A 23,271-nucleotide genomic window follows, 5' to 3' on the forward strand; every position below is an offset into this window, starting at 1 on the left:
ATCGACGGTGCGCCACCCGCGCAGTGCGGGTGACCCGGTAGTCGGGGGATGTACACGGGCGAAGGGGCGGGTGGGTACGTGTGTCCGTGCCCCGCTTGGCTAAGCGTACAACCGATTAGCAAATGATAGGCATTCGCATTTCGTTAATCAAGCGTGACGACTGCTGCCGGTGGATCGAGGCGCGTGTTCAGAACCGGAAGATCACCGTTGCCGCATGCAGCAGCAGGCCAATCAGCCCGCCCACCAGGGTGCCGTTGAAGCGGATGAACTGCAGGTCGCGGCCTACGCTCAGTTCCAGCTGCTCGACCAGGTGCCGCTCATCCCAGCCCTTCACGGTCTGCGCGATATGCGTGGTCACGCCCTCGCGCAGGCGCCCGGTCAGCCGCTGCGCGCCTTCCAGCAGGTGCTGGTTCAGTGCCTCGCGCAGGGCGGGGTCGGCCTGCAGGCTGCTGCCCAGCGAGGCCAGGCTGCGCTGCAGGTGGCCGACCAGTGCGGAGTCGTCACGCTGCAGGTCGGCGCGCAGGCTGGCGTGGATGCGCGCCCACAGCCCCTGCACGTACTCCTGCAGGGCGGGGTGGTCGATCATTTCCTGCTTGAGCTGTTCGATGCGCTCGGCCAGCGCCGGATCCTCCCGCAGGCGCTGCACGTAGGCCTGCAGCCAGGTCTCGTAGTCCTGGCGCAGCGGATGCTCCGGCTCGGCCAGCACCTGTTGCAGTTCTTCCAGCACCGCGCGCGCCAGGCGCTCGGCCAGGCTGTCGCCGATCTCGTCGATCGGCTTGACCCAGTTCACCGTGCTCGACAGCGTCGGCCATTCGCGCTGGATGTAGCGCACGATCAGCTGCGAGGCGCGCTCCTTCACTTCCGCCTGCTCCAGCCAGCGCCCCAGCCGCTGCAGGCCCTCGTCCAGCACGCGCTGGTGGCGGCCATCGGCGGTCAGCAGGGCCAGCAGCTCGCCGGCGGTGGCGGCGGCATTCCACTGCCGCAGCTGTTGCACCACGAAACCGTGCAGCTGCCGGCGCACAGCGGTCTCGTCGAAGAAATCCAGTGCCTGCAACGCCCAGCCGCGCGCCATGTCAGCCAGCATCCGCGAACGCGCCGGATCGGCCAGCCAGCTGCCCAGGCGGCTGGCCGGATCGAACACCTGCAGCTTGGCCAACAGCACGCCCGGTTCCAGGAACTGGTCGCGCACGAACAGCGCCAGGCTGTCACCGATGCGTTCCTTGCTGCGCGGGATGATCGCGGTGTGCGGAATGGGCAGCCCCATCGGCCGCCGGAACAGCGCGACGACGGCGAACCAGTCGGCCAGCGCACCCACGGCGGCGGCCTCGCAGAACGCCGAGACCCAGGCCCAGATGCCACGTTCGCCGTGCCAGTGGCTGACCGCGAATCCGGCCAGCATCAACAGCAGCAGGCCCAGTGCGAGGGCTTTCAGGCGCCGCAGCTGTGCGCGGCGCGGATCGTTGGCAGGCGTCATGCCCGAAGTCTATCCGGCCGTGCATGAGCATCGGGTAGTGCCGGCCGCTGGCCGGCATCCGCAACGCACCCGGAACGTTCATGGGGTTGCCGGCCAGCGGCCGGCACTACCCGCTGGTTCAGAGCGCTTCGAGCTGCTTGCGCAGCGCGGCCAGCTGCGCGCGCAGGGTGTCGTTCTCGCGGGTCAGCGCGACGATGCGGCGACGCAGCGCCGGTGCGTCCTCGCCCAGCTGCTCCAGTGCCGACAGCACGTCGGCGTCGCGGCTGGCGATCGCGTCCTCATCCGGCTCCTCGAAGTCCATCTCGGCCGCGTCCGGCTTCGGGGCACGCGGCTTGCGCTTGGACTCGCGCACGCGCTTGGCGGCCTGCTTCAGTTCGTCCTTGCCACCGGCGGCGGCGGCGCGCTGTTCTTCCTCGGGCAGGTCGGCCACGGCCGCGGCGGCGCTGATCGAAATCACGCCGGCCTTCACCGCTTCCACCACTTCGGCCGCGGCCTGGGCATGGATGCGCTCGATCATGCCGACCTGGCTGGTGCTCAGCTTGGCTTCGCGGGCCAGCTCGGCGCGGCTGATCTTCGGCGCCGGTTCCCACGGCGGGCTGTCTTCGCCGGCGCCCTCGACGATCTCGGCGGTGCCGTCGCTCTCGCGCTGCAGCTGCGCCTGCTCGACCTGCTTGCGGGCAGCCAGGATGTCGCGCTTGCGCAGCGCCAGCACGCCGCGCTGGAAGTCCGAAACGCTGCGGCGGCCCAGGTGCTGCTCGATCATCCACAGGTGCACGTCTTCCATGCTCTGGAAGCGGGTGTTCTGCACGGTGTTGAACGGCAGGCCGTGCTTCTGGCAGATGCCGAAGCGGTTGTGGCCGTCGACCAGCACCTCGCCCCACAGCACCAGCGCATCGCGGCAGCCTTCGGCCAGGATGCTGCGCTCCAGCGCGTCATGTTCGTCCGCAGTCAGCGGGTCGATGTAGGCCTTGAGTTCTTCTTTGACGACGATATCCATGGGCACGGCAGCGAGCAGGAGCGGAACCGCCCATTGTACCTGCTCGCCACCGCCGGTCCGGACTCAGGCGGTGGCCCGGATCATCTCGCCGAGGATGCCGGTGATCTGGTCGATCTGCGCCTTGTCCACGATCAATGGCGGCGACAACGCGATGATGTCGCCGGTACAGCGCACCAGCAGCCGGCCGTCGTGGAAGCAGCGGCGGAACACCTCGTAGCCGCGGCTGCCGGGGGTGTCGCGGCGCGGCGCCAGTTCCACCGCACCGACCAGCCCGAAGTTGCGGATATCGATCACGTTGGGCAGCCCCTGCAGGGCGTGCAACCGCTCCTGCCAGTATTCCCCCAGCTCGATGGCGCGCTCGAACAGGCGCTCCTCGGCATAGACCTCCAGCGTGGCCAGCGCCGCTGCGCAGGCCAGCGGGTGACCCGAATAGGTGTAGCCGTGGAACAGCTCGATCGCCTGCGGGGGCGCCTGCATCAACGCGGCATGCACCGCATCGCTGGCCAGCACGCCGCCCAGCGGCACCGCACCGTTGCTGACCGCCTTGGCGAAGGTCAGCAGGTCCGGGGTGACCCCGAAACGCTGCGCGGCAAAGGGCATGCCGACCCGGCCGAAGCCGGTGATCACTTCGTCGAACACCAGCAGGATGCCGTGGTGGTCGCACAGCTCGCGCAGCCGCTGCAGGTAACCCGGTGCGGGCAGGATCACCCCGGCCGAACCGGCGATGGGTTCAACGAACACCGCGGCAATGGTCGAGGCATCGTGCAGCGCGATCAGCCGCTCCAGGTCATCGGCCAGCTCCGCGCCCTGGCGTGGCAGGCCCTTGCTGAACGCATTGCGCTGCAGGTCCAGGGTGTGGCGCAGATAGTCCACGCCGCCCAGCTGCAGGCCGAATGCCCTGCGGTTGTTGGGCAGGCCGCCCAGTGCCATGCCGCCGAAGCCGACCCCGTGGTAGGCCTTCTCGCGGCTGATGAAGCGGGTGCGCTGGCCCTCGCCGCGCTGGCGGTGGTAGGCCAGTGCGATCTTCATTGCGGTATCCACCGCCTCGGAGCCGGAGCTGGTGAAGAACACATGGTTGAGCGCGGCCGGTGCCAGTGCGGCCAGCCGCTGCGCCAGTGCGAAGGCCGGCGGCGAGCCCATCTGGAAGGCCGGTGAATAGTCGAGCGTGCGGGCCTGCTCGACGATGGCCTCGACGATGCGGGGCCGCGCGTGGCCTGCGTTGCAGCACCACAGGCCGGCGGTGCCGTCGAGGATCGGGCGGCCGTCGACATCTTCGTAGTGCATGCCCTCGGCGCGTACCAGTACACGCGGCGCCGCTTTGTACTGGCGATTGGCGGTGAACGGCATCCAGTACGCGTCCAGGGATTCGGGGCGCTGGGTGGCCAGGTCGTGCAGGTCGCTTTCGGGACGCTTCATGCCAGCTCCATCGGGTGCGATGCCATGAATGTAGCGCAGCTGCGTCACGGCGAAGTCGCGGCGGCCCCGGTATAAGCAAGGCTGGTTGATTGCAGGAGTGTTCCATGGCCGATTTCCCCGACCGCAGCCACTGGCAGGCGCTGGCGCTCCAGCTGTCGATGCCCGGCCAGGCCTTCATCGACGGCCGCCATGTCGACGCTGCCAGCGGCGCCCGCTTCGACTGCATCAGCCCCATCGACGGTCGCGTGCTGGGTGCGGTCGCCGACTGCGATGCGCAGGACGTGGAGCGTGCCGTGCTGGCGGCCCGCCGGTCCTTCGATGCGGGCCACTGGTCGCAGGCCAGCCCGGCGCATCGCAAACGCGTGCTGCTGGCGCTGGCTGCGCTGGTGGAAACGCACGCCGACGAACTGGCCCTGCTGGAAACCCTGGACATGGGCAAGCCGGTGCGCGATGCGCGGCGCATCGACCTGCCCGGCGTGGTGCGCTGCCTGAGCTGGACCGCCGAAGCGGTGGACAAGCTGTACGGGGAGATCGCGCCCACCGGCCCGCACGAACTGGGGCTGGTCACGCGCGAGGCCGCCGGCGTGGTGGCGGCCATCGTGCCGTGGAACTTCCCGTTGCTGATGGCCTGCTGGAAGATTGCCCCGGCGCTGGCGATGGGCAATTCAGTGGTACTCAAACCTTCGGAACGATCGCCGCTGAGTGCGCTGCGGCTGGCGGTACTGGCCGCCGAGGCGGGCCTGCCGGACGGGGTTCTGAACGTGTTGCCCGGCCATGGAGCGCGCGTCGGCGAACCGCTGGCACTGCATATGGACGTGGACGTGCTGGCCTTCACCGGTTCCACCGCCACGGGCGCGAAGCTGCTGGAATACTCTGGCCGTTCCAACCTCAAGCGGGTCTGGCTGGAATGCGGCGGCAAGAGCCCGCACGTGGTGTTCGCCGACGCCCCGGACCTCGATGCGGCGGCCAAAGGCGTGGCGCAGGGCATCTTCTTCAACCAGGGGGAAGTCTGCACCGCCGGTTCGCGGCTGCTGGTGCAGCGCTCGATCCGTGAGGATTTCGTGCATCGGGTGGTTGCCTATGGCCAGCACATGCAGCCGCGCCACCCGCTGGAAGCCGACGCGGCAATGGGCGCGCTGGTCGATGCCGCGCATCTGGACAAGGTGATGGGCGATATTGCGCGTGCAGAAGGCGACGGCGCGCGATTGCTGCTGGGTGGTCATCGCGCCGAGGTGGAAGCGGGTGGCTGCTATGTGCAGCCCACCGTGTTCGACCAGGTACGGCCCGAGCAGGCCCTGGCGCGCGAGGAAGTGTTCGGGCCGGTCCTGGCCGTGCTGGGTTTCGATGACGAAGCCGAGGCCGTGCGCCTGGCCAACGACAGCCGCTATGGACTGGCCGCCGGCCTGTGGACACGTGATCTTGGTCGTGCGCATCGCGTTGCACGCCAACTGCGCGCTGGCAGCGTCTGGGTGAACGGCTGGGATGGCGGCGACATGACCGCGCCCTTCGGCGGCTACAAGCAGTCGGGCAATGGGCGCGACAAATCCTTGCACGCGTTCGACAAGTACAGCGAGATCAAGGCCACCTGGATCCAGTTGTAGCGTCGGGTCTGCCCGCGCTTCTGTAGAGTCGAGCCATGCTCGACTGCCCTTCGCTTTTCGTAGAGTCGAGCCATGCTCGACTGCCCTTCGCTTTTCGTAGAGTCGAGCCATGCTCGACTGCTCTTTGCGGAACGCCGCCGAGCATGGCTCGGCGCTACCGGCAGCGTGTGCTCACCTGCAGTACCGCAGCACGCAGCAAGTCGCGATCTGCCTCTTCGACCGCATTCTGGAAATAGTCCATATCCTGCTTCCCCAGCTCGCAAGGGTCGACGATATACCCGGGCGGCCACAGCCCCAGCAGCTGCGCCACGCCGTGCACGATCTGCTCCGGGGTCATCTGCGGGCGGATGCGGAAATAGTTGTGGCGCGGTGCGAACGCGGCATGCACCTCCCGGCGACCGATCAGGCGTGGTGCCACCCCCGCCGCGCTGATGCCGTCGCCACCCTCGATGCTGCCGGCAGGCAGGCCCAGGATCAGCGGCGCCTCAGCCGCCGGTGCCCCTTCGGCGGGCAGGGCGGTCTCTGCCTGCGCGATCGGGGCAGGGTGGGGCTTCACCGATGCAGCCCGACGCGTCATCGGTACGGAGGGCAACGCCGGAAGTGACGGCGCCGGCGCCGGCAGCTCCGGTGGCAGCCAGCGCAACGAGATCCGTGCGCCATCGTCAGCGCGCAGCACGATCCGGCCACTGCCCCACAACCACAGCGCCATCAGCCCATGCACCAGCAGCACCACCAGCCACGCGGCCATGCGCGGCAGTTTCGGGGAATCGGACCACGACAACGCAACTGCAGCCATCGGCAAGGCATCCATGCAGGGACCGGTGGCGCAGCCTAGCGGGCGGCCGGAAAAATTTCGTTGGCATCGGTGTCGGCTGAAACCATCGTCCCGTGCGGCCACCGGCCCGTGGCAGAATCGGGCGATCCACCGTTACCCGTGTTGCCGATGTCGACGACCCGCGCTGCCGCACCGCCCGTGAATTCCCCCCGCCGTGTCCTGCTGGCCAGCCTGATCGGCACCACCATCGAGTTCTTCGACTTCTACATCTACGCCACGGCCGCGGTGCTGGTGTTCCCGCACCTGTTCTTCCCGGACAGCAGCGAACAGGCAGCACTGCTTCAGTCGTTGGCGACCTTCGCGGTGGCGTTCATCGCCCGACCGGTGGGCTCGGCGGTGTTTGGCCACTTCGGTGACCGCATCGGCCGCAAGGCTACCCTGGTGGCCGCGTTGCTGACCATGGGCCTGTCCACGGTACTGATCGGCCTGCTGCCGACCCATGCGCAGATCGGCCTGTGGGCACCTGCGCTGCTGGCGCTGTGCCGGTTCGGCCAGGGACTGGGGCTGGGCGGCGAGTGGGGTGGGGCGGTGCTGCTGGCCACCGAGAACGCACCACCGGGCAAACGCGCCTGGTACGGCATGTTCCCGCAGCTGGGCGCACCGCTGGGCTTCCTGCTGTCGGCCGGCATCTTCCTGGTGCTGGGCCGCTGCCTGAGCCAGGACGACTTCCTGCAATGGGGCTGGCGCATTCCCTTCGTGGCCAGCGCGCTGCTGGTCGGGCTGGGCCTGTGGGTGCGGCTGAACATCCACGAGACCCCCGACTTCAAGAGGGCGCTGGAGCGCAAGGCGCCGGTGCGGCTGCCGATGCTGACGGTGCTGCGTGACCACCCGGTGCCGATGCTGCTGGGCACGCTGGGGGCGTTCGCCACCTTCGTGCTGTTCTACCTGATGACAGTGTTCAGCCTCGGCCATGGCACCGCGGTGCTGGGCTACAGCCGCGAACAGTTCCTGCTGATGCAGATGGCCGGCATGCTGTTCTTCGCACTGGGCATCCCATTGTCGGCACGCTACGGAGACCGCTGGGGCACGCGACGCACGATGATCGTGGCCAGCGTGCTGATCGTTGGTTTCGGCGTGCTGTTCGCACCGCTGTTCCAGCCGCACAGCCCGTGGCTGGTGACTGGCTTCCTGTGCCTGGGCCTGTTCCTGATGGGCCTGACCTACGGGCCGTGCGGCACCTTCCTGGCCGAGATCTACCCGGTGGAAGTGCGCTACACCGGCGCGTCGCTGTCATTCAACCTGGCCGGCATTCTGGGTGCGGCCCCGGCACCGTACCTGGCCACGTGGCTGGCCGAACACTTCGGCCTGGTCGCGGTGGGCTACTACCTGTGCCTGACTGCGGTGGCGACGCTGTGCGCGCTGGTGGCGCTGCACCGGCGCGCACTGCGGCTCAACCAAAGAAGCGCTTGAGCGTGCGTCCCAGCCAGCCGCCGCCCTGATGCTCGCGGGCGAACTGGTTCAGGTGCGCCTTGACCTGCTCGGCGTAGGCCTGGTCATCGCCACGGATGTGGTTGAACAGCCAGCGCGACAGCATGGTGCGCAGCTCGTCGCTGATGTCCTCGCCGGCCTGGAAGCGCAGCCGGTACTCGGCCACGCGCTTGATGAAGACCTCATGCACACGCTTGTGCGCGGCACAGAACGGATAACCCGCCTCCTCCATCAGCTCTTCCTCGAACGCGAAGTGCGACATGGTGTAGTCGACCACTTCATCGATCACCTCGCCCACCGCCGCACGCTGCATGCTGGCCTGGGCCACGTGCAGGTGGTTGAGCATCTCGATGATGCGGCGATGTTGCTGATCGATCACATCGATGCCGATGTTCAGATCGTCCTGCCAGACCAGTAGTGCCATCCCCGGCTCCCCTTCATGCGTATGTCGGGGCCGACTGTAGAACCGCCGCGCGCGGGCGGCGTTGATCTGGATCAAGGCGTGCCGGTCAGGGCAGGGCGGGCTCGCGTGGGCGCAGCGGACTGGCCATGGTGGTGCAGCTGACCCGGTTGCGGCCGCCGGCCTTGGCCAGGTACAGCTGGCGGTCGGCCTCGGAGATCAGCCGGTGCAGCGCATCACGCTGCGGACGCAGGCAGCACAGGCCGATGCTGACGGTCATGCGCAGGGTGGCTGAGCCGATGTCCACTTCCAACGCGGCGATGCGCTGGCGCAGTTCCTCGAAGTACAGCAGCGCCTCGTCCTGTTCCATGTCCGGCACCAGCAGGCAGAATTCCTCGCCACCGAAGCGCGCGATCAGGTCCTGGCTGCGCGCGTGTGAGGCCACCGCGCCGGCTACCGCACGCAGCGCATCGTCGCCGGCTTCGTGGCCGTAGGTGTCGTTGATGTGCTTGAAGTGATCGATGTCGATCATCGCCACCGCCACGCATTGGCCGTGCAGCTGCAGCTGCGGCAGCTGGCGCTGGCTCTGCTCAAGGAAGCAACGGCGGTTGGGCAGGCCGGTGAGGAAATCGCGGGTGGCCAGGTCCTGCAGGGTGCCGATCAGTTCCAGCTGGTCCACGTTCTGCGAGACCCGGCAGAAGAACTCCTCGCGCGAGAAGGGCTTGCGCAGGAAGTCGTTGGCGCCGTTCTTCAGGAAGCGTGGGATCAGTGACGCATCGGTATTGCCGGAGATGCCGATCACGGCCACCTTGTCGCGCGAGCGCAGGGTGCGCAGGCGGCGGGTGAACTCCACGCCCTGCATGCCGGGCATCTCCTGGTCGACCACTGCCAGTCGGATCGCCGGATGCGCCTCGATCGCGGCCAGGCCTTCGTTGCCGTCGGCCGCCTCGTGCACCTCGTGGCCGTACATGCGCAGCAGGGCCGCGGCATAGCCGCGCGCGGACGGCGAATCGTCCACCACCAGGGCCGCGATGCGACGGTTGCGCTCCAGCCGCTGCACCAGCCAGACCAGGTAATCGATGCTGCCGGGGGTGTTCTTCAGTACATAGTCGATGATCTGCTGCTGCAGCACGCGCTTGCGCAGGTCCTCGTCGTAGACGCTGCTGACCACCACGGTCGGCAGGCCGCGCTTGAGGAAGAACTCGACCACCGCGTCGCGGTCACCGTCGGCCAGCACCAGCCCGGTCAGCACCAGGAACCAACCTCCGCCTTCGCTGAGCAGGCGGTCCGCTTCGGCCAGGGTGGAGGCGATCACCACCGGCAGTTCCAGGCGTTGCTCGATGGCCTCGCGCAGCATGCCGGTGAAAGCACGGGAGTTTTCGACCAGCAGGATCCGCTGCGGCAGCGGATCGGCCAGGTCGCCATCGACGGCGGCCTGCGGCAGGACGGGCATGATGCGGTGGCTCACGAAGGAGGGCTCGGCACGGATAGCGGCGGTTTCGGGTGCAACTTTAGCCGGAGCCCTCGGTTGTGGACATATCTGCCCTGCCTGGTTCGGGTCAGTTCGCCGGGAATCTTTGGGACAACAGGGTGAGATTCGAGCGCGCGCCCTTCATGGCGCTCACGGTGCGGCATGGTTATGCTGGGTCGCGCCACCCCTGCTGGTGCATTGGACACGGCTGCGTCGAACGAAGGAACCCTTCAAGCGAGGTCGAGCGCCATCCAGTCGTGGGGTGGCGAAACGGAATTGCCTGGAGCTGTCTTTCCAACCATCCATGGGGGTGAGCGTGAGATTTTCTGAACTGCGAGTGTTGCTTCCTGCCGCTGTCCTGCTTTCTGTGTCTGCTTTCAGCGCATCAGCGTGTTGCCCCAGTGGCGACAACGGAATCCATATGGCTCGGAGCGGTCTGGGAGAATCTCTGCCAGCAGCCACGAATCTGAGTTTGAACCCAAACTGGCTTGTCTATGGGTTCGAGCGTGATGGGATCAGTTACTACCAAGTGAATGATCTCTCGGGTCAGGTCGTGCTGATCGTGGGAAATGTCGACGCCACGTTCTGGACGCTGCCGGCTGGCAAGAGTGCGGCAAAGGTGTCTTTGCCCTCGCATCGACTGAGTTTGCCCGAGAAGGTTGTCCGGCGCGTGGTGTTCCAGAGTGCTCAGTTCTCGTTGGTTGTCTATGGAGAAGGTACGAGCGCTGTATGGGTCGTCGAGTCTATGGATACCGCAGGCTGAGGACATTCTCGTTGGCGCCACGATTGCGCATATCGACGAAGCAGGAGCCGGGGGGGCGGCTCCTGCCATGATCTGATCGTCCGGTCCTTCCGTTCCAGTGGCTGGCAAGAGTCAGGCTATGTCCGCTCGGCTTGTCCAGGCGGCCTGCATGCTGCTTTGCGCGCCGCTGGCTGCGGTCTCCAGGAGCAGCACACGTACGCAGTTCCCTTCGCAGTGCACTTTCCCTCCATAGGCTTGTGCGCGGGAGCTCAGACGTTCAATAGCCAGACGTGTTGTGTCGACGAGCAGATCGCGATCACGGTCCAGCAGAGCGATTCTGAGCAGAATTCCTTGTTGCCCTTTCAGTTTCCCGCAGCGAGCACGTATCTGGATCTGTCCTTGTTCCTGCTTGAGCAGCAATGAAACGGCCTCGGTGAGAGTGCGGTAGGCCGCCAACTGCAGGGCAATACTCAGTTTGCAGGGATCCCCGGTCAGGAAGGGGGATGTGACCCTGTGTGTCTGATTCCAGCTTTCACGAATGCCGCTGACCTGCAGGGCCAGGTAGAGACCAACGTGCTCGACCTCGGTCGGGTAGACCATGCTGGTCAATTCGCGGAATTGGCGGGAATGTGCGGTGGATGTGAGAAGTAGATCCAGTGCCGGCGAGTGATGGCCATGTGTCTTCAACAGGTCGGCTGTCCTGCTCAAGGAAGCCTCAATGCCATCGGCGATTCTCCTGAGATCCAAGGCACGCTCCCGTAGATCCATTTCGCCCGCCATATGAGCGGACCTTGATAGTCGAGCCGCCTGGTGCCCGTCTACGTCTCTACGCCCCCGCTGATGATAGTGCCGACTGATGCGTGAGCCGAGTGCCAGCAGCCCGGTTCCTGCAATGGCGATCAGCTGCTGCGTTGTGAAGGTTCGTTCATCGTATGAGCCAAGGAGGCCGGATGTAGGAGTAACCACTGCAATGAGAATGTTCAACAGGGGGACGCCAACGGCTGCTCCCTGCCAGCCATGAATACATGTCAACACGATCACGGGCAGCGCCATGGTCAATTGCAGACTTGTCTTGGTTGCATCCGACAAGTCAGGGGCCAATGCGGTAATCAGGCCCAGCCCCAGCATCACTGCAAGAGCGGCGACAGTCGGGGGAGAGCGCCAGCGTCCCCATTCGTCCATTGCATGGCGCCTGCTCCAGAGAACCGCCAGTGGCGCAACCGTCAGGATGGCAATGTAGTCACCAAGGACGAAGCGTACGGCTCGTGTCGCAATCGGCACGCTTGAAGGGTTCTCTGAAAGCAAGTGAGACAGCCCAAGCTTCAGGGCAGTAGCAATCACGGCGGCTGACACCGCGACCGATAGCAGCCATCCATCTGCCCTGGCAGTCATGAATTTTCGATGCGCATATACAACCAGAGCAACGGCTGGCAGCAGGAATGCCGAACCCAGGATTACCCATGCCAGCCCATACTCATCTATTAGCGGGTAGCGCAGTTGTGCGAAGTACGCGTATTCGCCAATAAGCAGGTAGGGCCAGAGGCGAGGTGGACACACAAGCAAAGCTGCTACGCGAATGCCGGCAGGCAGGTAAAACTGGTCCAGCGAGACCCGCCAAGCGGCCCAACACGTAATCGCGTACATCACGGCAATCGCCAGCCCCAAGGGCCGCACGCGGAACGTCAGTTCAATTCCCCTCTTCCACCAATTCAACCCAAGCCTCCAATGCTCGTGACATGGCGGCGGCCCCATTGCTTGTTTGAACGCGCCATTGGGTGACAGTATCCATAGAAGCACGGGCGCGCAATCACACGAGCTGGACCGCCTTGGCGGGGGGCAAGGCGGTGCCGAACAAAGATCACCTTCGAGTGGTGATCTGCATCTCGTTTCTATGAGGAAGTCAGGTTGCGGCCCGCGGAGCGCCTGGGTCGATGGAGGATGTACGTCCCCCCAAAGCTTCGGTAGCGCTCGCCTGGCTGGAATCTCCCCGCGCTTCCGTCAATACGATCCTGAGTCTGTTGCCACTCATGTCCATGTGGCCACCATGCACAAGAATTCGGCCCAGCAACTGCTCATTTGCCAGTTCCGTGGTCCGGATTCCCAAAGATTCGTTCCGACCCACGAGGGCTACGCAGATGAATACACCCAGCTTTCGGGCGAAGTATCCACAGCGGATGCTGACCGAAATCTGTCCGGATTCGCATCTCAGTAGAAGTGATACCGCATCAACTACAAGCCGGTAGGCCGCAAGCTGCAAGCCTACCCCGAGCGCGCAGGGATCGCCCATCAACCTCGGTTGTCCGATGCGATGGGTGGCGTTCCATGCCTCGCGTACCCCGCCTGCCTGCAGTGCCACGTACAGGCCCAGTCGTTCCAGCGCCGAGGGATAGATCATGCTGGCCTGGGCCCGGAACAGGCGTGAATGCACCTCCGAGGTATGCCGCAGGCTGTCTGCGACAGCGTGATGGCCCTGCGCATGCAGCCAGTTCACCATTTCGTTCAGCGACAGGTCCATGCCATCGCCCAGCTGGCGCAAATGGGCCGCGCGCTCACGCAGGTCCATCTCGCTGGCCAGATGTGAATTCCGTGCAAGCTGCAGGGCCGCTCTGCCATCTTCCTCGCGCAACCGGTGCTGGTTCTGGAAGTGGGTGATGCGTGCACCGAGCAGCAGCAGGGCGATGCTGGCGATGGCCATGGCCTGCTGGGTAGCGAACGTGGCCGGATCGAAGGCCGTCGGGTGGTCGGCGGGGGCGCTCAGGCCAAGCATCATGTTCACGGCGGCGACACCGATGGCCGCACCGCGCCATCCCAGCAGGCAGGTCAGGGCGATCGCGGGAATAGGCAGGATCAACAGCAACTGCAGCGAGCCCGGGGCCGTGATCGATGCAGGTACCGGGGTCGCCTGCAGGCCAATGATCAGCATGGCTGCGAGTGCTCCGGCGGTGGCCGCAACAGACCGGGCCGTCCATTTTTCCTCGGCGCGGCGGATCCACAGCAGTGCCAGCGGCGCCAGGATCAGGATGCCGGTGAAGTCGCCCAGCGCATAGCGCAGCAGGTTGGTGATGAATGGCGCGTTGTGCAACGGTTCCCAGAGCAGGTACGAGATCCCCAGGTTGAGCAGGCTGATGATCATCGCGGCGCATGCCGCAATGGAGATCACGCCTACGATCGTGGTGCGTGCCAGCAGCTTCCGGTGCAGGCGCACGATCAGCATCACGGCAGGCATCAGGAACACCGAGGCGAGGATCACCCAGGTCAGGTTGTATTTGCTGATCAGGGGGATGCGCAGATGCGCGAAATAGGCGTATTCACCGATCAGCAGATAAGGCCAGAGACGGGGCGGGCACAGCAGCAGCGCGGCCACCCGTACGCCAGCAGGCAGGAAGAACTGGTCCAGCGACAGCTTGCGCGAGCCCCAGCAGGCGAGGGCATAGAGCAGCGCCAGTGCCAGCCCCTCGGGGCTGACCCGTATCCTCACCTGCAGGCCGTCCTTCCACCACCGCATCCACGTGCTCCCCCAGCTCCTGCGCCGATTATGTGGCTGGGAAGGGTTCCGCTACCACAACGCGTCCCGCAGCTTGTACCACGACATCGCCGCGACCAGCAGCGGCATCCGCAGCAGCCGCCCGCCGGGGAAGGGCGCGTGCCGCAGGCGCTGGAACACGTCCAGGCGCTCGCTCTGGCCCGCAATGGCGGCGGCGATCACCTCGCCAGCCAGCCCGGCGGCGGCCACGCCATGCCCCGAGAACCCCTGCGCGAAGTACAGGTTGCCATCCAGCCGGCCCCAGTGCGGGGCGCGGTTGCGGGTGATGTCGACGTAGCCGCCCCAGACCTGCTCCAGCGGCACGTCGGCCAGCTGCGGGAACACCTGGTGCATGCGCCGCTGCATCACCCCGTGCAGACCCGGCGGCGGCAGGGCCGAATAACTTGCGCGGCCGCCGAACAGCAGGCGGTGGTCGTGGCTGAGGCGGAAGTAGTCCAGTGCCCAGGCGGTGTCGGCCACGGCCATGTTGTTGCCGATCAGGGCGCGGGCGCGCTGCGCACCCAGTGGTGCGCTGGCACCGATATAGGTACCGACCGGCATGATCCGCCGCTCCAGTTCGGGCAGCAGGCCCTGCAGCCAGGCGTTGCCGGCCACCACCAGGTGGGCGGCGCGCACGCTGCCCTGCGCCGTGTGCAGCGCGGGTTGGGAGCCACGCTGGATGCGCACCACGGGCGAATCCTCGTGGATGACCACCCCGGCCGCGCGTGCTGCATCGGCCAGGCCACGTGCATAGGCCAGCGGCTGAAGGTGCGCGCTGAGCGGGTCGAACATCGCGGCGCGGTAGCGCGGGCTGTCCAGCTGCGCATGCAGGGTGTCACGGTCCCACCACTGCATGGGGTAGTCGTAGTAGCGCTGCAGGTGCTCGCAGTTGGCGCGCAGATCACGCTCGTGACGCTCGCGGATGGCGACGCTGGCGTGGCCTTCCACCCAGTGGCAGTCGATGCCATGGCGGTCGATGCGCATGCGCATCGCCTGCACCGCATCGCGCGACCAGTCGAACAGGCGGCGGGCATCATCGCGGCCGAGCTGGCGCTCCAGCTCATCCACCTCGCAGCCGTAGCCAACCAGCGCCTGCCCGCCGTTGCGCCCTGAGGCGCCCCAGCCGATCCGCTGTGCTTCCAGCAGGACCACCCGCTGGCCCCGTGCCGCCAGTTCCAGTGCCGCGGTCAGGCCGGTATAGCCGGCGCCAAGCACGGCCACATCGGCCTGCACATCGCCCCGCAGCGCGGGCAGCGCGGGTGGTTCGGGCAGGCTGGCGGCGTACCAGCTGGGTGGGAAGGCAGCGCTCACTGCAGGCCTCGCGCTTGCGGCGCAGACGGTCGGAGTGGGGGAGGGTGATCGGTGTTCACCCGCGTAGTTTCGCCGATGGATGACGGCCATGGTGTGACGGTGATGACTTGCCGCGTTCGTCGGGCCACGGGTAACGTGTCCATACGCCAAGGAGTTTTCCCATGCGCCGCCTGCCCTGGGTGGGCCTGCCCACCGACAGTACCGTGCTCGGCCATCACCGTTTCGCGGTGGCCGGCGAGAAGTACGTGCGCGCGCTGGTCGAGGCGGCCGACGTCACCCCGCTGGTGTTGCCCAGCCTGCAGCCGCCGTTGCCGGCCAGTGACTGGCTGCAGGGGCTCGATGGCCTGCTGTTGACCGGTGCGGTCAGCAACATCGAACCACAGCACTATGAAGGCGGCCGCAGCTGGCCGGGCAATCCGCATGATCCGGCGCGTGATGCCAACGCCTTCGCGCTGCTGCAGGAGGCGCTGGCGCTGGACCTGCCGGTGCTGGCGATCTGCCGCGGCTTCCAGGAGTTGAACGTCGCACTGGGCGGCAGCCTGCATCCGCAGGTGCATGTGGTGCCGGGCCTGGATGACCATCGCGAGGATCCGCAGGCGCCGGTGGAGGTGCAGTACGGCCCGGCCCACGCGGTCACGCTGGCAGCCGATGGCTGGCTGGCGCAGTGGCACGAGGGCGAGCGCGTGCAGGTCAATTCGGTGCATGGGCAGGGCATCGCCCGCCTGGCGCAGGGGCTGCAGGTCGAGGCGGTGGCCGACGACGGGCTGGTCGAGGCGGCGCGCAGCCTGCATCATCGATTCGTGCTCGGCGTACAGTGGCACCCGGAGTGGCGTGTCATGCAGGCGCCGTTCTATCACGCTATTTTCCGTGCGTTCGGCCAAGCTTGCCGGCAGCACCAACAGAACCGACTGGATTCCCGATGAGTTCCCGAACGCGCCCGCGCAAGACGGCCACGCCCCCCGCACCGCAGGAAAGCAGCCTGCTGCGCTGGCTGAAGGAGCGGCGGATCACCGAGGTCGAATGCCTGGTGCCGGACATCACCGGCAACGCGCGCGGCAAGATCATCCCCGCCGACAAGTTCTCGCACGACTACGGCACGCGGTTGCCGGAAGGCATCTTCGCCACCACGGTCACCGGCGAGTTCCCCGATGATTACTACGACCTGACCTCGCCGTCGGATTCGGACATGATCCTGCGTCCCGACCCGGACACCGTGCGCATGGTGCCCTGGGCCACCGACCCGACAGCGCAGATCATCCACGACTGCTACACCAAGACCGGCGAACCTCACGAGCTGGCCCCGCGCAACGTGCTGCGCAGGGTGCTGGACGCCTATGCCGAACTGGGCCTGCGCCCCGTGGTGGCACCGGAACTGGAGTTCTTCCTGGTGCAGAAGAACACCGACCCGGATTTCCCGCTGCTGCCTCCGGCGGGCCGCTCGGGCCGTCCGGAAACGGCGCGCCAGTCCTACTCGATCGATGCGGTCAACGAGTTCGACCCGATCCTCGACCTGATGTACGACTACTGCGACGCGATGAAGCTGGACGTCGACACGCTGATCCACGAGTCCGGCGCGGCGCAGCTGGAGGTCAATTTCACCCACGCCAACGCGATGGACCTGGCCGACCAGGTGTTCCTGTTCAAGCGCACCATGCGCGAATCGGCGATGCGCCACGGCGTGTATGCCACGTTCCTGGCCAAGCCGATGGAGAACGAGCCCGGCAGCGCCATGCACATCCACCAGAGCCTGGTGCGGATCAGCGACGGCCAGAACGTGTTCAGTGGCGAGCATGGCGGCGAGGATTTCAGCCCCATGTTCGCCCACTACCTGGCGGGCCTGCAGAAGTATGTGCCGATGGCCATGGCCTTCTTCGCGCCGAACGTGAATTCCTACCGCCGGCTGGTGTTCGGCGAGGTCTCGCCGAGCAACGTGCACTGGGGGTTCGACAACCGCACCTGCGGCCTGCGGGTGCCGCTGGATACTCCGGAAAACATGCGCGTCGAAAGCCGCTTTGCCGGTTCCGACGCCAACCCCTACCTGGCCATGGCGGCCACCCTGGCCTGTGGCCTGCTGGGTATCCGCGAGCGCCTGGCACCGGATGCGCCGGTCAGTGGCAGTGCCAAGGAACTGGGCTACAACCTGCCGCGCTCGCTGGGCGAGGCGCTGGATGGCCTGGAACAGTGCAGCGCGCTGCAGGCGCTGCTGGGCGAGCGTTTCTGCCGGGCCTACATCTCGGTCAAGCGCAAGGAATACGAGACCTTTTTCCGTGTCATCAGCTCGTGGGAACGCGAGTTCCTGCTGCTGAACGTCTGAGCATCCGCAATAGAAAAATCCGCCGCCGGGGGGTAGGCTGGCAGCCGTTGCCGGCTCCGCCGGCCCCCCTTCCCGCATTCTGGAGCACCCGATGAAGCTGCGTATCCTCACGCTCGGCCTGGCCTCCGCCATGCTCGCCGCCTGTGGCGGTGGCAAAGGTGGCGCGCAGGACAGCCAGGTCCTGAACGTCTACAACTACAGCGATTACATCGCCGAGGACACCATTCCGACCTTCGAGAAGGAGAGCGGGATCAAGGTGACCTACGATGTGTTCGACAGCGATGAGATGGTCGAGACCAAGCTGCTGGCCGGCAACAGCGGCTACGACGTGGTGGTGCCGACCCTGAACTTCTTCGGGCGCCAGATCCAGGCCGGCGTGTTCCTGCCGCTGGACAAGAGCAAGATCCCGAACCTGGCCAACCTCGATCCGGCGGTGATGAAGCGCATCGCCACCCAGGACCCGGGCAACCAGTACGGCGTGCCGTACATGATCGGCACCACCGGCATCGGCTACAACGTGGACATGCTGAAGCAGCGCTTCGGCGGCAGCGCCGACATCGCCAGCAGTTGGGACCTGGTATTCAAGCCGGAAAACATCAGCAAGATGAAGGACTGCGGCGTGACCATCCTGGACACGCCGGCGGACATGATCCCGATCGCGCTGCACTACCTGGGCCTGGACCCGCACAGCGCCGACCCGGCCGAGCTGCAGAAGGCGGCCGACCTGCTGAAGTCGATCCGTCCGTACGTGCAGAATTTCCACTCCTCGCAGTACGTGGGCTCGCTGGCCAATGGCGGCACCTGCCTGGTCGTCGGCTGGTCGGGTGACATCATCCAGGCCCGCGACCGTGCCGAGGAAGCCAGCAATGGCGTGCACGTGGCCTACTCGATCCCGAAGGAAGGCGCCCCGCAGTGGTTCGACATGCTGGCGATCCCGAAGGACGCCAAGCACCCGGAAGCGGCCTACGCGTTCATCAACTACCTGCTGCAGCCGAAGGTCGCCGCGGCCAACACCAACTTCATCCACTACGCCAACCCGGTGCCGACCGCGACCCCGCTGGTGGACGAGGCGATCCGTACCGATCCGACCATCTATCCGCCGGCCGATGTGGCCGAGAAGATGTTCACCTATTCGATCAACACGCCGGAGACCGACAAGCTCTACACCCGGCTGTGGACCGAGGTGAAGACCGGCCGCTAAGGGCTGGCAGGTGGGTGCCGACCGTTGGTCGGCACGCTTTCCCGGCAGGGCCGACCAACGGTCGGCCCCCACCAGATCTGCAGATCCCCCCGGCCCGGTGGATGCCGCCCACAGCCGTCATATCCCCTGCGCCCCCGGGCCGTTAGAATGGCGGCCGCTGTCCACCGCCCGCTCCCGGAGCCCCCATGCCCGTTGAAGCCCAGCCGGTAGCCGCCGTCGTCGACACGACCGGTGCGCCCGGCTATCTCTCCATTCGTGACCTGCGCAAGGAATTCGACGGTTTTGTCGCCGTCGACGACGTCAACCTGGACGTGCGCAAGGGCGAGATCTTTGCCCTGCTCGGCGGCTCCGGCAGTGGCAAGTCGACCCTGCTGCGCTGCCTGGGCGGCTTCGAGACGCCCACCAAGGGCAGCATCACCCTCGATGGCCAGCGCCTGGACGCGCTGCCGCCGTACCAGCGGCCGGTCAACATGATGTTCCAGTCCTATGCGCTGTTCCCGCACATGACGGTCGAGCAGAACATCGCCTTCGGGCTGAAGCAGGATGGCCTGGCCAAGGACGCGATCAGCAAGCGCGTCGGCGAGATGCTGGAACTGGTGCAGATGGGCCACCTGGGCAAGCGCAAGCCGCACCAGTTGTCCGGTGGCCAGCAGCAGCGCGTGGCGCTGGCGCGGTCGCTGGCCAAGGGGCCGAAGCTGCTGCTGCTGGACGAGCCGATGGGCGCGCTGGACAAGAAGCTGCGCTCGCAGATGCAGCTGGAACTGGTCAGCATCATCGAATCGTCGGGCGTGACCTGCGTGATGGTTACCCACGACCAGGAAGAAGCGATGACCATGGCCACCCGCATCGCAGTGATGGATGCCGGCTGGATCCAGCAGGTCGGCAAACCCGACGAGGTCTACGAGCAGCCAGCCAACCGCTTCGTCGCCGAGTTCATCGGGTCGGTCAACCTGTTCGACGGGGTGATCGACGAGGACCTGCCCGAGTACGTGACCGTGCGCTCGCCGCTGTTCCCGGCGCCGATCTACATCGCCCACGGCATCACCGGCTATGAAGGGCAGCCGGTCGCGTTCGCGCTGCGCCCGGAGAAGGTGATGATCGGCAAGGACGAGCCGGAAGGGCACACCAACAAGGCACAGGGCGTGATCGAGGACATCGCCTATTTCGGCAGCCACTCGGTCTACCACGTGCGCCTGCCGAGCGGCGCCAAGGTGCTGGCCAACTTCGCCAACTCGCAGCGCTGGGCCAGCGATGGCCTGACCTGGGGTGACAGTGTGTGGGTGCACTGGCGCGACAACGATGGCGTGGTGCTCACCTCATGAACGTCGCCGGCCTGAAGCGCTGGCTGCCGGGGCTGCGTGCCACGGTGATCGGCATTCCGTACCTGTGGCTGCTGCTGTTCTTTGCAGTTCCGTTCCTGATCGTGCTGATGATCAGCTTCTCGCTCAGCCGGGTCGGCTCGCCGCCGTATACCTGGCTGCTGCAGTACGTGGACGGCGGCTTCTCGCTGAAGCTGAACCTGGAAAACTACCTGGCGCTGTTCCGCGATTCGATCTATGCGCAGGCGTTCCTGAGCTCGATCAAGATCGCGGCCATCTCCACCTTCCTCACCCTGCTGATCGGCTACCCGATGGCCTACGCCATCGCGCGCCTGTCGCCGGCCGCGCGCAACGTGGCGATGATGCTGGTGGTGCTGCCGTCGTGGACCTCGTTCCTGATCCGCGTGTATGCGTGGAAGGCGATCCTGGACCGCAACGGGCTGCTTGACCAGTTCCTGCAGTTCACTGGCCTGCAGACGTTGATGACCAGCCTGGGCCTGCCCAAGCTGCAGCTGATCGATACCCCGACCGCCGCTTACATCGGCATTGTCTACTGCTACCTGCCGTTCATGGTGCTGCCGCTGTACGCCAACCTGGTCAAGCACGACCACCGCCTGCTGGAAGCGGCCTACGACCTCGGCGCCAAGCCGTGGCAGGCGTTCCTGCGCATCACCCTGCCGCTGTCGAAGGCGGGCATCATCGCCGGCTGCATGCTGGTGATGATTCCGGCGATCGGCGAATTCGTGATTCCGGAAATGCTGGGTGGCTCGGAGACGCTGATGGTCGGCCGCCAGCTGTGGAACGAGTTCTTCAACAACCGCAACTGGCCGGGCGCCTCGGCGATGGCGGTGGCGATGATCCTGCTGTTGCTGGTACCGATCCTGCTGTTCAACCGTTCCCAGCAGCGCCTGCTGGAAGGAAAGCAGGCATGAGCCCGCGTACCGCCAAGGGCCTGGGGCTGGGCGTGCTGCTGCTCGGCTTCGCCTTCCTGTACCTGCCGATCCTGTTGCTGATGTTCTACTCGTTCAACAGCTCGCGGCTGGCGATGGTCTGGGCCGGGTTCTCCACCCGTGCCTACAGCGACCTGTTCGCCGACCGCGCGCTGATGGATGCGATGTGGACCAGCCTGGTGGTGGCGTTCTGGACCGCCTGCACCGCCACCGTGCTGGGCACGCTGGCGGCGATGGTGATGACCCGCTTCAAGCGCTTCCGCGGCAAGCCGCTGTTCGGCGCGCTGGTCACTGCACCGCTGGTGATGCCGGACGTCATCCTTGGGTTCTCGCTGATGGCGCTGCTGGCTTCGATGGGCGCGATTCCCGGCTTCCCGGCGCGCGGCCTGACCACCATCTGGATCGCGCACGTCACCTTCACCCTGTGCTTCGTCACCGTGGTGGTGTCTTCGCGCCTGCAGGAAATGGACCTGTCGCTGGAAGAAGCGGCGATGGACCTGGGCGCCAGCCGGCTGACCGTGTTCGGCCGCATCACCCTGCCGATCATCGCGCCGGCGCTGGTGGCAGGCTGGCTGCTGGCCTTCACGCTGTCGCTGGATGACGTGGTGGTGGCCAGCTTCGTCGCTACGCCGGGTTCGACCACGCTGCCGATGAAGGTGTTCGCCTCGGTACGCATGGGCATCAGCCCGAAGATCAATGCATTGGCAACGCTGCTGGTGTCGGCGGTATCGATCGCCGCGGTGATTGGCTGGTACATCAATGCACGCGCCGAGAAGCGGCGCCAGCGTGACCTGCAGCTGGCGCGGCAGGAAAACGGCTGAGGTCTGCCGGCAGGGCCGGCAACATCAGCGTCGGCAACATCCGGCTCACGGCCGGCGGCGCACAATGGGGGTCTTCCTGAAGGAGATCCCCCATGACCGTCGAGATCGTCGATCCGGCCACCGGCCTGGTGACCTACCGCCATGAACTGATGGGCGCTGCCGATATCGAGCAGCGCCTGCACGCTGCTGCCGATGCCTTTCCGGGCTGGGCGGATCGCTCGTTGCAGGAACGGGGCGCCATCCTGCGCCAGATCGCCGCGCAGCTGCGCGCACGCCGCGACGACCTGCAGCAGGCGATGACCCATGAAATGGGCAAGCTCAAGGCCGAAGCCCTGGCCGAGGTCGACAAGTGTGCTGCGGCCTGCGAGTACTACGCCGACCACGCCGCCGACTACCTCAAGCCGCAGCTGATCGATACCGAAGCGCAGCGCAGCTACGTGCGCTACGAGCCGATCGGCTGCGTGTTCGCGGTGATGCCGTGGAATTTCCCGATCTGGCAGGTATTCCGTTTCCTGGCCCCGGCGTTCATGGCCGGCAACGTGGCCCTGCTCAAGCACGCCAGCAACGTGCCGCAGTGCGCCGACCTGATCCTGGCGGTGTGCCGCGACGGTGGCCTTCCGGACGGCGTGTTCGATGTGCTGCACATCGACAACGACCAGGCCGCCGAGGTGCTGCGCGACGAACGGGTGAAGGCGGTGACGTTGACCGGAAGTGAGCGGGCAGGGCGCTCGATTGCCTCCAATGCCGGCAGCCAGCTGAAGAAGTCGGTGATGGAACTCGGCGGCAGTGATGCCTTCGTGGTGCTCGACGATGCCGACCTCGACAAGACCGTGGCAGCGGCAGTGAAATCACGCTTCGACAACAGCGGCCAGACCTGCATCGCAGCCAAGCGCTTCATCGTGGTCGATGCCGTGGCCGATGAATTCACCCGTCGCTTCGTTGAGGCGGCGGGCGAGCGCCAGTACGGCGATCCGGATGAGCGTGGTACCACGCTGGCGCCGATGGCCCGCGCCGACCTGCGCGACGAACTGCACAAGCAGGTGCAGGCCAGCGTGGCCAAGGGCGCGCGCGTGCTGGTCGGTGGCGAGCCGATTGCCGGCACGCATGCCGGCTATCCGGCCACGGTGCTTGATCAGGTGGGGCCGGGGATGCCGGCGTACGACGAGGAACTGTTCGGGCCGGTGGCCGCAGTGATCCGGGCCAAGGACGAGGCCGAGGCGCTGCGCGTGGCCAATGACACCCGCTTTGGCCTGGGCGGCAGCGTGTGGACGCGCGACCCGGTGCGCGGCGAAGGCTTTGCCCAGCGCATGGAGTGTGGCGCGGCCTTCGTCAACGCCATCGTCAAGAGCGACGCACGGCTGCCCTTCGGTGGCAGCAAGCAGTCCGGCTTCGGCCGCGAGCTGGCTGACCACGGCATCCATGAGTTCATGAACATCAAGACCATCTACGTGGCTTGATGTCGAACGGT

The 23,271-nt window shown here is 66.3% G+C and carries 19 protein-coding genes; 10 read left to right on the top strand and 9 right to left on the bottom strand.

The window, feature by feature from the left end:
• Positions 1-187: 187 nt before the first annotated feature.
• The 3 genes from N440_RS04655 to N440_RS04665 form a co-directional block, all read right to left on the bottom strand.
• Entirely contained in the window at positions 188-1,474 is a 1,287-nt protein-coding gene (locus tag N440_RS04655; RefSeq protein WP_133934247.1) for a DUF445 family protein, read from the bottom strand.
• Positions 1,475-1,592: 118 nt separating this feature from the next.
• Positions 1,593-2,471 carry a plasmid replication/partition related protein gene (locus N440_RS04660; RefSeq protein WP_133934248.1) on the bottom strand — a complete coding sequence of 293 codons (879 nt, stop codon included), beginning with the start codon at positions 2,469-2,471 and terminating at the stop codon, positions 1,593-1,595.
• A 63-nt stretch (positions 2,472-2,534) separates the two neighbouring features.
• Positions 2,535-3,887 (bottom strand): aspartate aminotransferase family protein, encoded by a 1,353-nt coding sequence (locus N440_RS04665; protein WP_133934249.1) that lies wholly within the window; start codon positions 3,885-3,887, stop codon positions 2,535-2,537.
• Between the two features lie 104 nt (positions 3,888-3,991).
• Between N440_RS04665 and N440_RS04670 the strand changes: the two genes are divergently transcribed.
• The gene (locus tag N440_RS04670) at positions 3,992-5,488 is read left to right on the top strand and encodes an aldehyde dehydrogenase (RefSeq protein WP_133934250.1); all 1,497 of its coding nucleotides are present in this window, start codon (positions 3,992-3,994) and stop codon (positions 5,486-5,488) included.
• Positions 5,489-5,642: 154 nt separating this feature from the next.
• Here N440_RS04670 and N440_RS04675 read toward each other — a convergent pair whose 3' ends face one another.
• Complete coding sequence (locus N440_RS04675; RefSeq protein WP_133934251.1) at positions 5,643-6,284, bottom strand: hypothetical protein; 642 nt, start codon at positions 6,282-6,284, stop codon at positions 5,643-5,645.
• A 147-nt stretch (positions 6,285-6,431) separates the two neighbouring features.
• Here N440_RS04675 and N440_RS04680 point away from each other — a divergent pair, with 147 nt between their 5' ends.
• Positions 6,432-7,733, top strand: coding sequence for an MFS transporter (locus N440_RS04680; RefSeq protein WP_133934252.1), 1,302 nt, complete (start codon positions 6,432-6,434; stop codon positions 7,731-7,733).
• On the opposite strand, the gene N440_RS04685 is transcribed toward N440_RS04680, so the two are convergent.
• Positions 7,714-8,175, bottom strand: coding sequence for a bacteriohemerythrin (locus tag N440_RS04685; protein WP_006429165.1), 462 nt, complete (start codon positions 8,173-8,175; stop codon positions 7,714-7,716). The genes N440_RS04680 and N440_RS04685 overlap by 20 nt on opposite strands.
• 85 nt (positions 8,176-8,260) lie before the next feature.
• Positions 8,261-9,604 (bottom strand): diguanylate cyclase, encoded by a 1,344-nt coding sequence (locus tag N440_RS04690; RefSeq protein ID WP_133934253.1) that lies wholly within the window; start codon positions 9,602-9,604, stop codon positions 8,261-8,263.
• Positions 9,605-10,094: 490 nt separating this feature from the next.
• Here N440_RS04690 and N440_RS20415 point away from each other — a divergent pair, with 490 nt between their 5' ends.
• Entirely contained in the window at positions 10,095-10,385 is a 291-nt protein-coding gene (locus N440_RS20415; RefSeq protein ID WP_243831286.1) for a hypothetical protein, read from the top strand.
• Between the two features lie 111 nt (positions 10,386-10,496).
• On the opposite strand, the gene N440_RS04700 is transcribed toward N440_RS20415, so the two are convergent.
• The 3 genes from N440_RS04700 to N440_RS04710 all read right to left on the bottom strand — a co-directional run bounded on the left by N440_RS04700 (position 10,497) and on the right by N440_RS04710 (position 15,198).
• Complete coding sequence (locus N440_RS04700; RefSeq protein WP_243831287.1) at positions 10,497-12,077, bottom strand: MASE1 domain-containing protein; 1,581 nt, start codon at positions 12,075-12,077, stop codon at positions 10,497-10,499.
• A gap of 187 nt (positions 12,078-12,264) precedes the next feature.
• Positions 12,265-13,869, bottom strand: coding sequence for an MASE1 domain-containing protein (locus N440_RS04705; RefSeq protein WP_133934255.1), 1,605 nt, complete (start codon positions 13,867-13,869; stop codon positions 12,265-12,267).
• 51 nt (positions 13,870-13,920) lie between these two features.
• Entirely contained in the window at positions 13,921-15,198 is a 1,278-nt protein-coding gene (locus N440_RS04710) for an FAD-binding oxidoreductase (protein ID WP_133934256.1), read from the bottom strand.
• A 161-nt stretch (positions 15,199-15,359) separates the two neighbouring features.
• On the opposite strand from N440_RS04710, the gene N440_RS04715 reads away from it, so the two are divergent.
• From N440_RS04715 to N440_RS04745, 7 genes are all read left to right on the top strand, one after another.
• Positions 15,360-16,121 (top strand): gamma-glutamyl-gamma-aminobutyrate hydrolase family protein, encoded by a 762-nt coding sequence (locus N440_RS04715; RefSeq protein WP_133934257.1) that lies wholly within the window; start codon positions 15,360-15,362, stop codon positions 16,119-16,121.
• Entirely contained in the window at positions 16,118-17,512 is a 1,395-nt protein-coding gene (locus tag N440_RS04720; protein WP_008268172.1) for a glutamine synthetase family protein, read from the top strand. Before N440_RS04715 ends, N440_RS04720 begins: the two co-directional genes overlap by 4 nt.
• 91 nt (positions 17,513-17,603) lie before the next feature.
• On the top strand, positions 17,604-18,713 hold the full coding sequence (locus N440_RS04725) for a polyamine ABC transporter substrate-binding protein (RefSeq protein WP_049458217.1): 1,110 nt from the start codon (positions 17,604-17,606) through the stop codon (positions 18,711-18,713).
• Positions 18,714-18,898: 185 nt separating this feature from the next.
• Positions 18,899-20,035: a polyamine ABC transporter ATP-binding protein gene (potA, locus tag N440_RS04730; RefSeq protein ID WP_053449267.1), complete on the top strand. Its 1,137-nt coding sequence runs from the start codon at positions 18,899-18,901 to the stop codon at positions 20,033-20,035.
• Positions 20,032-20,964 carry an ABC transporter permease subunit gene (locus N440_RS04735; RefSeq protein ID WP_049458219.1) on the top strand — a complete coding sequence of 311 codons (933 nt, stop codon included), beginning with the start codon at positions 20,032-20,034 and terminating at the stop codon, positions 20,962-20,964. Before potA ends, N440_RS04735 begins: the two co-directional genes overlap by 4 nt.
• Positions 20,961-21,803 (top strand): ABC transporter permease subunit, encoded by an 843-nt coding sequence (locus N440_RS04740; RefSeq protein WP_049446123.1) that lies wholly within the window; start codon positions 20,961-20,963, stop codon positions 21,801-21,803. The genes N440_RS04735 and N440_RS04740 overlap by 4 nt, the downstream gene beginning before the upstream one ends.
• 92 nt (positions 21,804-21,895) lie before the next feature.
• Complete coding sequence (locus N440_RS04745) at positions 21,896-23,260, top strand: NAD-dependent succinate-semialdehyde dehydrogenase (protein WP_133934258.1); 1,365 nt, start codon at positions 21,896-21,898, stop codon at positions 23,258-23,260.
• Positions 23,261-23,271 lie beyond the last annotated feature (11 nt).

The organism is Stenotrophomonas sp. CC22-02 (assembly GCF_004365115.1).
GTDB lineage: Bacteria > Pseudomonadota > Gammaproteobacteria > Xanthomonadales > Xanthomonadaceae > Stenotrophomonas > Stenotrophomonas forensis.

Coding starts and splice junctions, on each gene's coding strand:
- N440_RS04670 (WP_133934250.1), top strand. CDS start 3,992: ATGGCCGATTTCCCCGACCGCAGCCACTGGCAGGCGCTGGCGCTCCAG.
- N440_RS04745 (WP_133934258.1), top strand. CDS start 21,896: ATGACCGTCGAGATCGTCGATCCGGCCACCGGCCTGGTGACCTACCGC.
- N440_RS04690 (WP_133934253.1), bottom strand. CDS start 9,604: ATGCCCGTCCTGCCGCAGGCCGCCGTCGATGGCGACCTGGCCGATCCG.
- N440_RS04660 (WP_133934248.1), bottom strand. CDS start 2,471: ATGGATATCGTCGTCAAAGAAGAACTCAAGGCCTACATCGACCCGCTG.
- N440_RS04715 (WP_133934257.1), top strand. CDS start 15,360: ATGCGCCGCCTGCCCTGGGTGGGCCTGCCCACCGACAGTACCGTGCTC.
- N440_RS04685 (WP_006429165.1), bottom strand. CDS start 8,175: ATGGCACTACTGGTCTGGCAGGACGATCTGAACATCGGCATCGATGTG.
- N440_RS04720 (WP_008268172.1), top strand. CDS start 16,118: ATGAGTTCCCGAACGCGCCCGCGCAAGACGGCCACGCCCCCCGCACCG.
- N440_RS04740 (WP_049446123.1), top strand. CDS start 20,961: ATGAGCCCGCGTACCGCCAAGGGCCTGGGGCTGGGCGTGCTGCTGCTC.
- N440_RS04655 (WP_133934247.1), bottom strand. CDS start 1,474: ATGACGCCTGCCAACGATCCGCGCCGCGCACAGCTGCGGCGCCTGAAA.
- N440_RS04735 (WP_049458219.1), top strand. CDS start 20,032: ATGAACGTCGCCGGCCTGAAGCGCTGGCTGCCGGGGCTGCGTGCCACG.
- N440_RS04725 (WP_049458217.1), top strand. CDS start 17,604: ATGAAGCTGCGTATCCTCACGCTCGGCCTGGCCTCCGCCATGCTCGCC.
- N440_RS04680 (WP_133934252.1), top strand. CDS start 6,432: ATGTCGACGACCCGCGCTGCCGCACCGCCCGTGAATTCCCCCCGCCGT.
- potA (WP_053449267.1), top strand. CDS start 18,899: ATGCCCGTTGAAGCCCAGCCGGTAGCCGCCGTCGTCGACACGACCGGT.
- N440_RS04665 (WP_133934249.1), bottom strand. CDS start 3,887: ATGAAGCGTCCCGAAAGCGACCTGCACGACCTGGCCACCCAGCGCCCC.
- N440_RS04675 (WP_133934251.1), bottom strand. CDS start 6,284: ATGGCTGCAGTTGCGTTGTCGTGGTCCGATTCCCCGAAACTGCCGCGC.
- N440_RS04705 (WP_133934255.1), bottom strand. CDS start 13,869: ATGCGGTGGTGGAAGGACGGCCTGCAGGTGAGGATACGGGTCAGCCCC.